The following is a 13,563-nucleotide window of genomic DNA, read 5'->3' on the forward strand; positions in this document are numbered from 1 at the left end:
CCCCGTACCCCGGAGATTCCGGGCTCTGCGCCTGGTGGGCGGCGGACGTATCGTGGCCGGAAAGAGGTGGTGCCCGAGGCAAGGGGGACGGCCATGGCCGATCCCAGGGGTTTCATGACCACACCCCGCCAGGAGTGGCCCCGCAGGCCGGTCGAGGAGCGGGTACGGGACTGGCACGAGGTGTACGTGCCGGGCGGGCTGCTTCCGATCATCAGCAAGCAGGCCGACCGGTGCATGGACTGCGGGGTGCCGTTCTGCCACGAGGCCTGTCCGCTGGGCAATCTGATCCCCGAGTGGAACGACCTGGTGTCCCGGGAGGACTGGAGGGCCGCTGCCGACCGGTTGCACGCGACGAACAACTTCCCCGAGTACACCGGGCGGTTGTGTCCGGCGCCGTGCGAGGCGGGATGCGTGCTCGCGATCAACCAGCCGGCGGTCACCATCAAGAACGTCGAGTGCGCGATCGCCGACCGTGCCTGGGAGGAGGGGTTCACCCCGCCGCGCCCGCCGGACCGGCTCTCCGGGCGGACCGTCGCGGTGATCGGGTCGGGGCCGACCGGGCTCGCCGCGGCCCAGCAGCTCACCCGTGCGGGACACACGGTCGCCCTGTACGAGCGGGACGACCGGCTCGGCGGTCTGATGCGGTACGGCATCCCCGCGTTCAAGATGGAGAAGCACCATCTGGAGCGGCGGTTGGAGCAGATGCTGGCCGAGGGAACGAAGTTCCGGGCGTCGACGGAGGTCGGGCGGGACGTCGGGGCCGGGGAGGTGCGGGCGCGCTACGACGCCGTGGTGATCGCCACGGGTGCCACGGCGTGGCGTGAACTACCCGTTCCCGGTCGGGAGTTGACCGGCATCCATCAGGCGATGGAGTATCTGCCGCTGGCCAACCGGGTGTGCGAGGGCGACGTGGAGACCTCACCGGTGTGCGCGGCCGGCCGGCATGTCGTGATCGTGGGCGGCGGGGACACGGGAGCCGACTGCCTGGGCACGGCGGTGCGGCAGGGCGCCGCGTCCGTGACCCAGCTCGACATCTACGCCCAGCCGGGCGTGGAGCGCGACGAGGACCTCGAACCGTGGCCGACGTACCCGAAGATCTACCGGCTGTCGCCCGCGCACCAGGAGGCGGGCGACCTGGGCACCGCGCCGGTCGCGGACGCCGACGCGCGGCTGTTCGCCGCGTCGACGCTCCGCTTCACGGGCGACGCCGACGGGCATGTGCGCGAGCTGCACCTGGCCGAGGTGGACGTGGAACGGCGCCCGCTGCCGGGCACCGAGCGCGCCATCCCGGCCGATCTGGTGCTGCTCGCGCTGGGCTTCTCCGGTCCGTCCCGGGAGGACGGCCTCATCGAGCAGTTGGGGCTGCGGCTCACCCCCCGGGGCACGATCGCCCGGGACCCCGCCTTCGCGACGAACGTTCCCGGTGTGTTCGCCGCCGGGGACGCCGCCCGCGGCCAGTCGCTGATCGTCTGGGCCATCGCCGAGGGGCGCGCGGTCGCGGCGTCCGTGGACCACCATCTGACGGGCGCCTGGAGCCTCCCGTCCCCGATCGGCCCGTACGACCGTCCGATGCGGGTGTGACGTCCGTGGCGCCCCGCCCGGCCGGCGGGGCGCCACGGACGCCTCACTGCGCCAGGACCGCCGCGGTCGTGACCACCGCGGTCAGGGCATTCGCGGTCACGGCTTCCGCGCCACCGCTCCGTAGCCCGGGATGACTCCGTCGTCCTGGCCCGGGATCGGGTCGCCCAGTTCCGGGTGCCACTTGTGGACGACCTCCACTCCGGGCTCGACGAGTTCCAGACCGTCGAAGAAGCGGCTGAACTCCTCGCGGGAGCGCAGGGCGAGGGTGACGCCCGCCGCCTTCAGCTTGGCCGTGGCCCTCTCGGAGTCCTCCGGAGTGAAGTCCGAGGTGGCGTGGGTCATCATCAGGTAGCTGCCCGAGGGCAGTTCGGCGAGGAGACGGGCGACCAGGTCGTGGGCGCCGTCCTCGTCGGTGATGAAGTGGAGCAGCGCCACTAGGGACAGCGCCACGGGCCGGCTGAAGTCCAGGACCTTCCCGGAGCCCTCCAGGATCGTGGCCGGGTCGCGGACGTCGGCCTGCACGTACTCGGTGATGCCCTCGGGCGCGCTGCGCAGCAGGGCCGCCGCGTGGGCCAGCACGATCGGGTCGTTGTCGCAGTAGACGACACGGGCGTCCGGCGCGACCGACTGGGCGACCTGGTGCAGGTTCGGCTCGGTCGGTATGCCGGTGCCGATGTCCAGGAACTGCCGTACGCCCCGGCCGGCCAGCCAGCGCGTCGCCCGGTGCATGAACGCGCGGTTGACCTTGGCCATCACCGGCACCCGCGGGTCGAGTGCCAGCATCTGCCGGCCCAGTTCCTCGTCGACCGGGTAGTTGTCCTTGCCGCCGAGGTACCAGTCGTACATCCGCGCCGGATGCGGCTTGCTGGTGTCGATCTCGCTCATACGGCACCTCGTAAGCGTCTGAAGTGAGCAGTGGTCATGATCAAGTCGTTACCAAGATTAGGGAGTTGAGACAGTCAACAGACAGGGGTGGTTCAAGCCAGCAGGAAGTCCGCCTCTCCCGCCTTCGCGCCCTCGATGAACGCCGTCATCTCGTCGGTCGTGTAGATGAGCGCCGGTCCGTCCGGGTCGGTCGACTGACGGACCGCGATCCGGCCGTCGTCCAGCTTCATGGCCTCCAGGCAGTTGCCTCCGTTGCCCCCGCTCCACGGCTTGTGCCAGCCCTCACTGCCGAGTTCGCGGGCGGGCATGCCGTTGTAGATGCCTGCGCGCGGCCGCGGCTTGGGCTGGTACGTGATGCGTTCCATTCACAGCTCCTTGCGGAAATCCCGGAGGATCTCCTTCGTGCGATGTGCAGTAGCGGCCTGCGCCGCCATGCGGTCCATGACCTCGAGGTGGCTCGCCACCTCCTGACGCGCGTCCAGGTAGACCGCGCCGGTCAGGTACTCGCTGTAGACCATGTCCGGCAGTTCGGGCATGGCGAATCGGAACAGCACGAAGGGGCCGTACGTGCCGGCGTGCGGCCCCGCGGAGAACGGGGCGACCTGCAACGTCACGTTGGGCAGCTTCGCGGCCTCCAGCAGCCTGTCCATCTGGGCACGCATCACCTCGGGGCCGCCGACCTGGCGGCGCAGCGCGGTCTCGTCCATCACCACCCAGAACCTGGGGGCGTCCGGACGGGTGAGCAGGGCCTGGCGTTGCATGCGCAGCGCGACATGGCGCTCTATGTCCTCGGGGCTGGTCTGGCCGACGGCGCCGGACTTGAGCACCCCGCGCGCGTAGTCCTCGGTCTGGAGCAGTCCGGGGACGAAGTGCGGCTCGTAGGACCGGATGAGCGCGGCGGCGCCCTCCAGGCTGACGTACATCGAGAACCAGCCCGGCAGGATGTCGTGGAACCGCTGCCACCAGCCCGGCTGGTTGGCCTCCTCGGCCAGCCGTGTGAAGGCCTCGGCCTCCTCGTCGGAGACGCCGTAGGCCTTCAGGAGCAGCTGGAGGTACGGGATCTTGAGGGCGACCTCGGCCATCTCCATGCGGCGCACGGTGGCGGGTGCCACGTGCAGGATGCGAGCGGCTTCCTCACGCTTGAGCCCCGCCCCCTCCCGCAGGTCCCACAGGCGCCGGCCGAGTACGACCTGCCCGACGGTCGGCGCGGACCGCGGCTCACTCACACTCCACCTCCACTGACCCAGGAGCGAACTGTACGGACGGACGTGAGGATTCCGGAGGTTCCCGTCATGAATCCCGCACGACCCACGGCAATCGCTCGAAAGCCTGTTCGAAAATCCGGGGGCCCGGCGGTCTCAACTGGCGCCGTTCGACGTGCTGTTGCGAGCAGTGTGCCATGGCGCCTGAGCATGACTCCAACACTCTGCAATTTTCAGAGTGCCACTTGCCAAGTGTTCACGGCGGGGCGATAGTGGCAAGCGTGATTCCGTCTCCGCCCTTAGGAACAGACGCCGCCGCGAGCTCGCCGAGCCACGGCGCGAGTACGAGCGCGGGCCCCGGCGGGGACGTTGCCGAGCGTCGGTTCCGTTTCGAGCTGGCCGCGCACCCCGGCTCCCCCGCGCAGGCCAGACGCCTGACCCGGAACCGGCTGACCGGCTGGTCCGTGTGCGAGGACACCTGCGACGCGGCCGCCCTCGTCGTCTCGGAGCTGGTCACCAACGCCATCGTGCACACCGCCAGCACGCAGATCGTGTGCGAGCTGCACGACGGGGACGAGCGGGTGCGCATAGCCGTACGGGACGAGGGATGCGCGCCGGGCGAGCCCCAGCCGTCGCCACGGCAGCCCGAGGAGGAGCACGGAAGGGGACTGCTCCTCGTCGACGCCATGTGCCTGGCCTGGGGAGCCCAGGAGCAGGGCACCGGCCTGGTGGTGTGGGCGGAACTGCCGCGCCGCACCACGCCCGCCCGGAGCGACCTGGGCTGGGGCGCCCGCCCGAAGCCGGTACCGGCCCGCGACACCGGCGACAAGAACGGCACGCAGGTGCACGGCCAGGCGCACCGGCAGACCCACCGGCAGGCACATCACGAAACGGGGACCGCATGGCTGTGACCGACGCCGGCGCCTTGGGCGGCACCGGCCAGTCGCTCAACCTGGACACGCTCGTACGCCTGGGGCGCCGCCTGCGCACCCACGGCACACCCCGGCGACTGTCCCTGCCCGAGGGCATGACCGCACCCCTGGGCTGCGACGCGGTCGCGGTCCCCGCCCACCTCGGTCCACAGCTGATGCCCCGGCTGCCCCGCGTGGGCTGCGTCTACGCCGACCGCGGGCACTGGTGGTGGATCGTCCCCGCGGACTCCGACTACGCCCTGCGCTGGCCCGCCCCGGCCCACTACTCCCCGGGCGCGACGCTCCCGGCCTCGCCGACGGCGCCCACGCTCGTCCACCGCCCGGCGGGCACGATCCCCTACACCCCGCCGATCCCCCTCTACCTGGCCCTGTGCCGCATCACGGGGACGACCCCGGCCTGGTCCAGCACGGTCAACGCGTAAGGAGGCCGGAGGGGCGGGCAGGCGGGCGGTTCACGCCGTCGCGTCACCGCCCGGCTCTCCGCTCCGGACGATCACCAGGAACGTGTCGGTCGCGAGGTCCATGACAACCTCGGCGGGCAAGCCCTCCAGACGTCGCGCATGCGCGAACTCCTCCGCCGGCCACGACCCGCGGGGACCGCCGGCGGGAAAGCGCTCGAGCACCTTTCGCCCGTTCACGCTGCACCTCCACGTTCAATGTCGTACGTGCAGATTTAACCGCCAAGCAGGGGGCGAACGCCCCTTCTGATGACCCTACTGAGACGTACGTGACACCAGTTCACCGCCGAAGGTGCGTCGCGCCTCACATTTCCGGGCAGTACCAGCACCATCCGCGTCGATCCGCGCACAGCCCGTGTTCAGGGAGATCATGAAGACCGCCCCCGAGTCGACGCCGGTCCTCCGCACGCCGCTCAGGCTCGCGGCCTTCCGGCGGTTCGTGCTGGCCAACCTCATCTCGGCGACCGGGTCCGCGATGGCCCCGCTCGCACTGGCCTACTCGGTCATCGAGCAGGGCGGCGGAGCAGGATCCCTCGGCCTGGTCCTCGCCACGAACACCGTCCCCACGATCGTGTTCCTCCTCGTGGGAGGCGTCTTCGCGGACCGGCTGTCCCGGAGCAGGATCCTGTTCCTGGGCAATCTGCTGGCAGCCGGCGCGCAGGGCGCGCTGGCCGTCACCGTGGCCACCGGGCATGCGACGACCGCGTCGATCGCGGCATGCGGCTTCGTCTCGGGAACCGCGGCGTCCTTCACCGCGCCAGCCACGCGGGGTGCCGTCGCCCAGATCGTTCCCGCGGAGCACCTGCAGCAGGCCAACGCGCTGCTCAGACTGCCGAGCAACGCGGTCAAGGTGCTGGGGCCGGTGGTCGGCGGGTTGATCGTCGCGGCCAGTGGCGCGGCGTGGGCACTGGCCTGGGACTCGTTCACGTTCGCCACCGCGGCCGTCCTGCTTCTCGGACTGCGTCTGGACGCCCCGCCCACCAGGGCCGCCGGCGTCCTGGTGGACCTGCGTGCGGGCTGGAGCGCCTTCTGGTCGCGCACCTGGCTGTGGACCTACACGGCTGCCGGGACCGTCCTCGTCGCGGCATGGCTGGCGGGCTTCCAGCTCCTCGGCCCGCTCGTCACCGCTCAGCGGTATGCGGGGGCACGCGACTGGGGCCTGATCCAGGCGGCCCTCGCCTCCGGACTGCTGGCGGGGACCCTCGTGTGCCTGCGCTGGGAGCCGCACCGGCTGCTCACCGTCGCGGTCGCGGCGGGCGGGGCCCTCGCGCTCCCCCTGACCGCCATGGCCTGCGGCTCACCGCTGCTCCTCGTCCTGCTGAGCGCCTCGCTGGCCGGGATCGGGCTCGACATCGCGATCGTCGCCTGGAACACCGCGTTCCAACAGCACGTGCCCCGGGCCGAACAGGGCCGCATGAGCGCGTTCAACGGCGTCGGTGAACGCCTCGCCATCCCTCTCGGCTACCTCATCACCGCCCTCGCGGCCCGCTCGTGGGACACCCGGGACGTACTGCTGGCGTGCGCAGGGCTGATCGCCGCGACCACCGTCCTCAACCTCTGCGTCCCGGACGTGTACCGCGTCAACCGCCTCACGCCGGCCGATCAGTGAGTCCGCCGCCGCGCGAGACGCGGACCTGAGCCGCTCGCCCGTACCGCCGCACGGGCCCCAAGCCGACTCCGTACGCCACGACTTGGCGTGAAGTTGTCGTGAGCACGACCTTCCTTTCGTTCCCTGAGCGTTCAACTCGCCGGTCCTGCGCGCATCGTGTGCCGTCCCTACGGTCCTTGAGGGCTGCGAAGGAAGGGACTCATGGACACACTCCTCGCGATCCGGGCCCGCGGGACGACCAAGTGTTTCGGCGACGTCGTCGCGCTCGACGGCGTCGACCTGACCGTGGCGCAGGGAAGGATCCACGGCCTGGTCGGACCGAACGGCGCCGGGAAGACGACACTGCTCGGGCTCCTGCTGGGGCTGGCCGTCGCCGACAGCGGCTCCCTCGAGATCCTGGGGACGCCCGTCGGGCGGGCGCTCACTGCCCCCGACGGTGTCGCCGGGTTCGTGGACGGGCCCGGGCTCTACCCCTCGCTCACCGCCCGGCAGAACCTCGCCGCGCTGGCCGCGCTGCGCGGCCTCGACACGCGGACGGCGGGGATCGACGACGTGCTCGACCAGGTCGGGCTCACCGATGTCGCCGACGACCCGGCCCGGGGCTTCTCCCTCGGGATGCGTCAACGGCTGGGACTCGCGGCGGCACTGCTCACCCGGCCCCGGCTGCTCGTGCTCGACGAGCCCGCCAACGGCCTCGACCCGGCCGGCAAGCGGCACGTGCACGGTGTGCTCACCCGGCTCGCGGCGGACGGCACCTGCGTCGTGCTGTCGAGCCACCGCATGGAGGACCTGGAGGCGCTGTGCTCCGAGGTCACCATCCTGGCCACCGGACGGGTCGTCTTCTCCGGCCCGTTGAGCAAGCTTGCCGCCCAGAACCATGAACTCGACTACCGGCTGCTCACCTCCGATCCGCGTGCCGCCCGCCAGCTGGCCGACGGCACGCCCGGAATCCGCGTCGTCGACGACGCCGTGGCACGACACGGCGCCGGGACGCTCGTCGTACGCGCGCCGGAGCCGGCTCTCGACGAACTGGTGGTGCGGCTCGTGGGCGCGGGCGTCGCGTTGCGTGAACTCGCCCCCGTGATGTCGCCGTTGGAGGCCGCGTTCCTCGCCCTCACCGAGCAGCGGGAGGACGTCCGATGACCGCCACCGCCGTCCACGAGCACGCCACCGTCGCCCGCCGCGTCCCGGTGGCCCGCTGCTACCGCTTCGAACTGGTCAAGCTGGTCTCGCAGTGGCGGATCCGTCTGCTGGTCCTCGCCTGCTGGACCGTGCCGGGGCTCTTCGTCGCCGCGGTGAGCCTGCAGAGCACGCTCCCCTCCGACACCCTCTTCGGCCGCTGGATGCACGCCACCGGGTGGGCCGGTCCGCTGGTGATGCTCGGTTTCGCGGGCACCTGGGCGCTCCCGCTGCTGACCTCGGTGGTCGCGGGTGACGTGTTCGCCTCCGAGGACCGGCTCGGCACCTGGCGCCATCTGCTCGTCGCGGTCCGCTCGCCCCGGCGGATCTTCGCGGCGAAGGCGCTGGCCGGCCTCACCGTCGTCCTGCTGCTCGTGGCCGGGCTGGCGTGTTCCAGCACGGTCGGCGGCGTCCTCACGGCCGGCAACCGGCCACTGGTCGGCCTCGACGGCCACCTGCTGACGCCGGGGGACGCCGCCGGCAAGGTCCTGCTCGCCTGGCTCTGCGCGCTCGCCCCCACCCTGGCGCTCGCCGCGATCGGGCTGCTCGGGTCCATCGCACTGGGGCGGTCCCCGATGGGGCTGCTGCTGCCCGCGCTCACCGCGCTCGCGATGCAGCTCCTTCAGATGCTGCCGCTGCCGGTCGCCCTGCGCCTCGCCCTGCCCGGCTACGCCTTCATCGCCTGGAACGGCCTGTTCACCGGCCCGGCGCAGCTCGGCCCGCTGCTGATCGGTGTCGCGGTCGCCCTGGTGTGGGCGGTGGCCGCCACGGCCCTGGCGTATCTGCTCTTCCTGCGACGCGACTTCACCAACCCGGCCCACGACGGCTCCGGACGCCGCGCGATCACCATCGGACTCCTGCCACCGGCCGGACTGACCGCCCTCACGGTCGCGGTCATCGCCATGGCGACACCGTCGACGGGCTCCGGGATCGAGCAGGACAAGGTGCAGCGGTCGGTCGCCACGGCGTTCGCACACCTGTACCGCATGCAGACCGAGCAGCTCAACCGCCCGGAGGTCACCGAGGCGCAGCTCCGGGCCACGGCGGCGTGCGACAAGGGCGCCGGCCAGGTCGCCGCGCAGGGGCCCGGCAACGACTGGCGCTGCGTCGTCACCTGGCATCTCCCCGGCGTCGAGGCCCCGGGGACGGCCATCTACCAGCTCGACGTCACCGCGGACGGCCGGTTCGTGGCCGACGGCGACGGGCCGAAGGAAGTGAACGGCTACTTCCTGGTGCGGTCCCCGGCCGGGGACACACCGAACCCCCTCTGGCAGTTCGACGGCAACGTCGAACTGCTCCCGACCACTCCGAAGGGATGATCCATGCAGGTGACCAGGCGCCGTCGGCACGTCGAGAAGGAGCGGGCCGGCTTGTCCGGCGGACGCTTCGGCCGCCGGAACTCGCTGGTGACGGCGTGCATCGCCACGGCCACGCTGGTGGTCTCCGGTACCGCTTTCGCCGAGACACACCAGTTCGGCACCCGGCAGGTCGGCCAGATGACCGATCAGGGCCTGGTCGTCTCCGGCGACCAGTTCATCGCCCCGTACGGCGACCGCCTCGTCATCGACAACGGCAAGATCATGTCGTCCTCGGTCAGCCCGGACGGCACCCACCTCGCCGCGTCGGTCACCGACGGCGGGATGGCGCTGTCCATCGTGAACCTGAAGAACTGGAAGGTGCAGCAGCTCGTCGGCAACAGCGCCTCGGCGGATCTTCGCATCAGCGGCAACGACGTGGGCCAGGAAGGCCCCACGTACTCGCCCGACGGCTCGCAGCTGTGGCTGGGTCAGACCGACGGCTACACCCGGTTCACGGTGCGGCCGGACGGCAGCGTCGCGGACCCGACGTTCATCGGGATCCCGGCGGACGGGTCCAAGCACGCGCTGGTGGGTGCGGCGGTGTTCGCGCCCGACGGCTCCACCGTGTACTCCGCCGTCAACGGCCAGAACCGGGTGGTCGCCATCGACGCGGCGACCGGCGCCGTCCAGCGCAGCTGGGCCGTGGGCAACGCCCCGCGGGGCATCGTCAGGGCCGGCGACAAGCTCTACGTCAGCAACGAGGGCGGGCGTCCGGCGAAGCCCGGTGACACCACGATCAACTCGTACGGCACCCAGGTGCCGGCCGACCCGGTGACCGCGGCCACCACCACCGGCACGGTCAGCGTCATCGACCTGGCGCGCCCGGACTCCGCCGTCAAGAGCATCGACGTCGGTCTGCACCCGACCGCCCTGTACGCCAGGAAGGGGGCGGTGTTCGTCACCAACACCGCCACCAACGACGTGTCGGTCATCGACACCGCCCGCGGCAAGGTCGTGCAGACCATCGCCACCCGGCCGTGGCCGGAGGCGTCGGTGGGCTACGAGCCCGACGCGGTGACGCTCACCGACGACGGCCGTCTGCTGGTGACGCTCGGCCGCGCCAACGCGGTCGCCGTCTACCGGTACACGACCCCGCAGGAACCGGTCAGCTACGTCGGCCTGCTCCCGACGGACTACTTCCCCTCCGAGATCGCCACCGTCGGCGACGAGGTGGTCGTCTCCAACACCCGTGGCATCGACGCCCGCCGCCCCACCACCGCGGCCGGGCGCGGCACCCACGACACGACGTCGAGCCTCCAGCGGTTCAGGCTGCCGAACGACCGCGTCATCAAGTCCGAGACCAGGAAGGTCTTCCGGCAGAACGGCTGGACCGGCAACTCGGTCGAGCTGTCCCGGGGCAAGGGCGGCGGCAAGACGAAGGCCGTGCCGGTCCCGGACCGGATCGGCGACCCCTCGACGATCAAGCACGTCTTCCTGATCGTCAAGGAGAACCGGACCTACGACCAGGTCTTCGGTGACCTTCCGCAGGGCAACGGCGACCCCGCCCTCGCGCAGTTCGGCGAGAACGTGACGCCGAACCAGCACGCACTGGCGAAGCAGTTCGGGCTGTACGACAACACGTACGACATCGGCACGAACTCCGCCGAGGGCCACAACTGGCTGATGCAGGCGGACAACCCGGAGTACACCGAGTCCTCCGCCGGTGAGTACGCGCGCAGTTACGACACCGAGGACGACGCCCTCGGCCACCAGCGAAGCGGCTTCCTCTGGACCGGCGCGCAGGCCGCGGGCAGGTCCGTGCGGAACTTCGGCGAGTTCCAGCAGTTCCTGACCAAGCCGGCGGACGCCACCTGGCAGAACCTGTACTGCGACGCCAGGAACATGGACGCGACCGGGCAGGACACCGCCTACACCCTGCACTCGTCCTCTCCGATTCCGTCGCTCAACGACGTGTCGGTGCACGGCTTCCCGAAGTACGACCTCAGCGTCCCGGACCTCTACCGGTACCAGATCTGGAAGCGCGACTTCGAGAAGAACGGCCCGGCGAACCTGAACATGTTCTGGCTCTCCAGCGACCACACCGGCGGACCGGCGAACGCGACCGCCCAGGTCGCGGACAACGACCTCGCCACCGGCAGGATCATCGACAGGATCTCGCACAGCCCGTACTGGAAGGACTCGGCGATCTTCGTCGTCGAGGACGACTCCCAGGCCGGCCTCGACCACGTCGACGGCCACCGGGCCCCGATCCAGATCATCAGCCCCTGGGCCCGGCACGGAGTCGTCGACAGTCGCTACTACTCGCAGATCACAATGATCCGCACCATCGAGCAGATCCTCGGGATCCACCCGATGAACCAGAAGGACAGCGCGGCCAGCCCGATGACCGGGGCGTTCACGCGGAAGCCGGACCTCACGCCGTTCACGGCCGTGCCCAACCGGGTCCCGCTGACGGAAGGCCTGAAGACCCCGCCCGCCTGCGGGGTGGACACCCCGGCTCCGCAGAACCCGCGTGCGGCGGCCGTACCGTCGGTGACGGTACCGGCGGACCAGCGGGCGGTCGCGGCGAAGTGGGACGCCTGGAAGTCGAAGCAGCGCCTGACCGGACCCGACGCCAGGCCCGACTTCGCGAACCCGGCTCAGATGAACCACTTCACCTGGTACGAGACGCACGGGTGGAAGACGCCGTACCCCGGCGAGAAGAAGATCTTCACACCGGACGACGTACCTGGCGCCTACATCCCCTCACCGGAGTCCGACGGCTGACGGCTGACGGCTGTGTCATGAGCGGGGCGGCGTGAGCGGACGGGGCCGGGCCGGGCCGAGAAATTCGGCTGCGCCATCGGGGACGCGTGTGGAGGATGGAAAAGTTGCCCGGCCCCGACCGTCCGTCCGTCCGTCCGTCCAAGGAACTGCCGTGATCCGACGCGTCGCCACAGCCCCCATGAGCACTGAGAGCACCGTCGCTCTGCGTCGGGCGTGTGACACGGACGCCCGGGCCGCCGCCGACGTCTGGCTGCGGTCCTTCGCCGCCGCGCTGCCGAGTGTCGCCCGGCCGCACTCCGACGACGCGGTGCGCGCCTGGTTCCGTGACGTGTTGGTGCCTCGCGAGGAGACCTGGGTCGCCGACGCGGGCGGTGACACCGGAGTCGTGGGCCTGATGGTGCTCGGCGACGACGTGCTGGAGCAGCTGTACCTCGCCCCGGACTGGCGCGGCCACGGCCTCGGCGACCGCTTCGTCACCCTCGCCAAGGAGCGCAGGCCGCACGGCCTTTCCCTGTGGACGTTCCAGATCAACCACCCCGCCCACCGCTTCTACGAGCGCCACGGCTTCGTAGCCACCGAACACACCGACGGCAGCGGAAACGAGGAGCGGGAACCGGACGTGCGATACGTGTGGAAGCCCTGAGACCACGCCGGGGCGGCTAGCGGCGAGCGTACTTGTCCGTAGCCGCCACCAGGGCGTCCACCACTCCCGGCGCTCCCGAGTCGTGTCCGGCTTCGGTCACGAGGATCAGCTCGCTGTCCGGCCAGGCCCGGTGGAGGCGCCAGGGGGTGCCGAGAAGGTTGCCGAAGTCGAGGCTGCCCTGGACGAGGGTGCCGGGAACGCCCCTGAGCCTGCGGGCGTCACCCAGCACCACGCCCTGGTCATTGCCTTCGCCGAGGAAGTGGTCGCTGCCGAAGTAGTGCGTGACCGTACGCGCGAAGCCCATGCGGAACGCGGGATCCTCGTAGCGCCCGACGGAGCGGGGCGGAGCGGGGATGATCGCCGTCTCCCAGTCGGTCCAGGCCCGCGCGGCCCGCTCGCGCACGGCTGGGTCGGGCGACTCGATCAGCCGGTTGTAGGCGGCCGCTAGGTTTCCGGTGCGGTCCAGCTCCGGCAGTTCGGCGAGAAACCGCTCGAAGGCCTCGGGGAAGATCCTCCCCAGGCCGTGGGTCAGCAGGGTCACCTCCGGGTTGGAACCGGTCGCGATCCCTGTCAGCACCAGCTCGGAGACCACGCCGGGATGCGTCTGCGCGTAACGCAACGCCAGCACCGATCCCCACGAGCCGCCCCACACCAGCCACCGCTCGATGCCCAGGTGGCGCCGCAGCAGCTCCAGGTCGGCCATCAGGTGCGCGGTCGTGTTGACGCTCATGTCGGTGCCGTACTCGCTGGCGTGCGGTGTCGATCGGCCGCAGCCGCGCTGGTCGAGCAGCACGATCCGGTACGCGGCGGGGTCGCAGTAGCGCCGGTGGCCTGCTGTGCATCCGGAGCCCGGCCCGCCGTGCAACATCACCGCCGGCTTGCCGCGGGGGTTGCCGCAGACCTCCCAGTACATGTGGTTGCCGTCGCCGACGTCGAGCAGGCCCTGGTCGTACGCTTCGATCTCCGGGTACGCGCCCATCGGGGCACCG

At 71.1% G+C, this 13,563-nt stretch carries 13 protein-coding genes; 8 read left to right on the top strand and 5 right to left on the bottom strand.

The annotated features are described in order from the left end of the window. Window positions 1-93: 93 nt before the first annotated feature. Window positions 94-1,581 (top strand): glutamate synthase subunit beta, encoded by a 1,488-nt coding sequence (locus ACIP4X_RS00975; RefSeq protein WP_358732707.1) that lies wholly within the window; start codon window positions 94-96, stop codon window positions 1,579-1,581. A 96-nt stretch (window positions 1,582-1,677) separates the two neighbouring features. Here ACIP4X_RS00975 and ACIP4X_RS00980 read toward each other — a convergent pair whose 3' ends face one another. The 3 genes from ACIP4X_RS00980 to ACIP4X_RS00990 all read right to left on the bottom strand — a co-directional run bounded on the left by ACIP4X_RS00980 (window position 1,678) and on the right by ACIP4X_RS00990 (window position 3,692). Further along, a complete protein-coding gene (locus tag ACIP4X_RS00980) occupies window positions 1,678-2,466 on the bottom strand; it encodes an SAM-dependent methyltransferase (RefSeq protein ID WP_391453624.1) in 789 nt (262 codons plus the stop codon). Between the two features lie 92 nt (window positions 2,467-2,558). Further along, the gene (locus ACIP4X_RS00985) at window positions 2,559-2,831 is read right to left on the bottom strand and encodes a DUF397 domain-containing protein (protein WP_358732711.1); all 273 of its coding nucleotides are present in this window, start codon (window positions 2,829-2,831) and stop codon (window positions 2,559-2,561) included. Continuing rightward, the gene (locus ACIP4X_RS00990) at window positions 2,832-3,692 is read right to left on the bottom strand and encodes a helix-turn-helix transcriptional regulator (protein WP_358732712.1); all 861 of its coding nucleotides are present in this window, start codon (window positions 3,690-3,692) and stop codon (window positions 2,832-2,834) included. A 248-nt stretch (window positions 3,693-3,940) separates the two neighbouring features. On the opposite strand from ACIP4X_RS00990, the gene ACIP4X_RS00995 reads away from it, so the two are divergent. Together ACIP4X_RS00995 and ACIP4X_RS01000 are read left to right on the top strand one after the other, a co-directional pair. Continuing rightward, complete coding sequence (locus tag ACIP4X_RS00995; RefSeq protein ID WP_401346012.1) at window positions 3,941-4,579, top strand: ATP-binding protein; 639 nt, start codon at window positions 3,941-3,943, stop codon at window positions 4,577-4,579. Then, complete coding sequence (locus tag ACIP4X_RS01000; protein WP_358732714.1) at window positions 4,570-5,022, top strand: hypothetical protein; 453 nt, start codon at window positions 4,570-4,572, stop codon at window positions 5,020-5,022. Before ACIP4X_RS00995 ends, ACIP4X_RS01000 begins: the two co-directional genes overlap by 10 nt. Before the next feature lie 30 nt (window positions 5,023-5,052). Here ACIP4X_RS01000 and ACIP4X_RS01005 read toward each other — a convergent pair whose 3' ends face one another. Beyond that, window positions 5,053-5,238, bottom strand: coding sequence for a hypothetical protein (locus ACIP4X_RS01005; protein ID WP_358732716.1), 186 nt, complete (start codon window positions 5,236-5,238; stop codon window positions 5,053-5,055). Between the two features lie 190 nt (window positions 5,239-5,428). On the opposite strand from ACIP4X_RS01005, the gene ACIP4X_RS01010 reads away from it, so the two are divergent. The 5 genes from ACIP4X_RS01010 to ACIP4X_RS01030 all read left to right on the top strand — a co-directional run bounded on the left by ACIP4X_RS01010 (window position 5,429) and on the right by ACIP4X_RS01030 (window position 12,574). Beyond that, entirely contained in the window at window positions 5,429-6,667 is a 1,239-nt protein-coding gene (locus tag ACIP4X_RS01010; RefSeq protein ID WP_401346015.1) for an MFS transporter, read from the top strand. A 201-nt stretch (window positions 6,668-6,868) separates the two neighbouring features. After that, complete coding sequence (locus ACIP4X_RS01015) at window positions 6,869-7,810, top strand: ABC transporter ATP-binding protein (RefSeq protein WP_401346017.1); 942 nt, start codon at window positions 6,869-6,871, stop codon at window positions 7,808-7,810. Further along, window positions 7,807-9,165: an ABC transporter permease gene (locus tag ACIP4X_RS01020; RefSeq protein WP_391453615.1), complete on the top strand. Its 1,359-nt coding sequence runs from the start codon at window positions 7,807-7,809 to the stop codon at window positions 9,163-9,165. The genes ACIP4X_RS01015 and ACIP4X_RS01020 overlap by 4 nt, the downstream gene beginning before the upstream one ends. 3 nt (window positions 9,166-9,168) lie before the next feature. Further along, the gene (locus ACIP4X_RS01025; protein WP_401346020.1) at window positions 9,169-11,931 is read left to right on the top strand and encodes an alkaline phosphatase family protein; all 2,763 of its coding nucleotides are present in this window, start codon (window positions 9,169-9,171) and stop codon (window positions 11,929-11,931) included. A gap of 178 nt (window positions 11,932-12,109) precedes the next feature. Next, window positions 12,110-12,574 carry a GNAT family N-acetyltransferase gene (locus ACIP4X_RS01030; RefSeq protein WP_391453611.1) on the top strand — a complete coding sequence of 155 codons (465 nt, stop codon included), beginning with the start codon at window positions 12,110-12,112 and terminating at the stop codon, window positions 12,572-12,574. A 16-nt stretch (window positions 12,575-12,590) separates the two neighbouring features. On the opposite strand, the gene pip is transcribed toward ACIP4X_RS01030, so the two are convergent. Beyond that, entirely contained in the window at window positions 12,591-13,553 is a 963-nt protein-coding gene (pip, locus tag ACIP4X_RS01035) for a prolyl aminopeptidase (protein WP_401346023.1), read from the bottom strand. Window positions 13,554-13,563: the final 10 nt, after the last annotated feature.

Source organism: Streptomyces sp. NPDC088817 (genome assembly GCF_044750345.1).
In the GTDB taxonomy this organism is placed as follows: domain Bacteria; phylum Actinomycetota; class Actinomycetes; order Streptomycetales; family Streptomycetaceae; genus Streptomyces.

Bases quoted from the DNA above. Each gene is read 5' to 3' on its own strand.
- ACIP4X_RS01020 (WP_391453615.1), top strand. From the start codon at position 7,807: ATGACCGCCACCGCCGTCCACGAGCACGCCACCGTCGCCCGCCGCGTC.
- ACIP4X_RS00980 (WP_391453624.1), bottom strand. From the start codon at position 2,466: ATGAGCGAGATCGACACCAGCAAGCCGCATCCGGCGCGGATGTACGAC.
- ACIP4X_RS01030 (WP_391453611.1), top strand. From the start codon at position 12,110: ATGAGCACTGAGAGCACCGTCGCTCTGCGTCGGGCGTGTGACACGGAC.
- ACIP4X_RS01000 (WP_358732714.1), top strand. From the start codon at position 4,570: ATGGCTGTGACCGACGCCGGCGCCTTGGGCGGCACCGGCCAGTCGCTC.
- ACIP4X_RS01015 (WP_401346017.1), top strand. From the start codon at position 6,869: ATGGACACACTCCTCGCGATCCGGGCCCGCGGGACGACCAAGTGTTTC.
- pip (WP_401346023.1), bottom strand. From the start codon at position 13,553: ATGGGCGCGTACCCGGAGATCGAAGCGTACGACCAGGGCCTGCTCGAC.
- ACIP4X_RS00975 (WP_358732707.1), top strand. From the start codon at position 94: ATGGCCGATCCCAGGGGTTTCATGACCACACCCCGCCAGGAGTGGCCC.
- ACIP4X_RS01025 (WP_401346020.1), top strand. From the start codon at position 9,169: ATGCAGGTGACCAGGCGCCGTCGGCACGTCGAGAAGGAGCGGGCCGGC.
- ACIP4X_RS00985 (WP_358732711.1), bottom strand. From the start codon at position 2,831: ATGGAACGCATCACGTACCAGCCCAAGCCGCGGCCGCGCGCAGGCATC.
- ACIP4X_RS01010 (WP_401346015.1), top strand. From the start codon at position 5,429: ATGAAGACCGCCCCCGAGTCGACGCCGGTCCTCCGCACGCCGCTCAGG.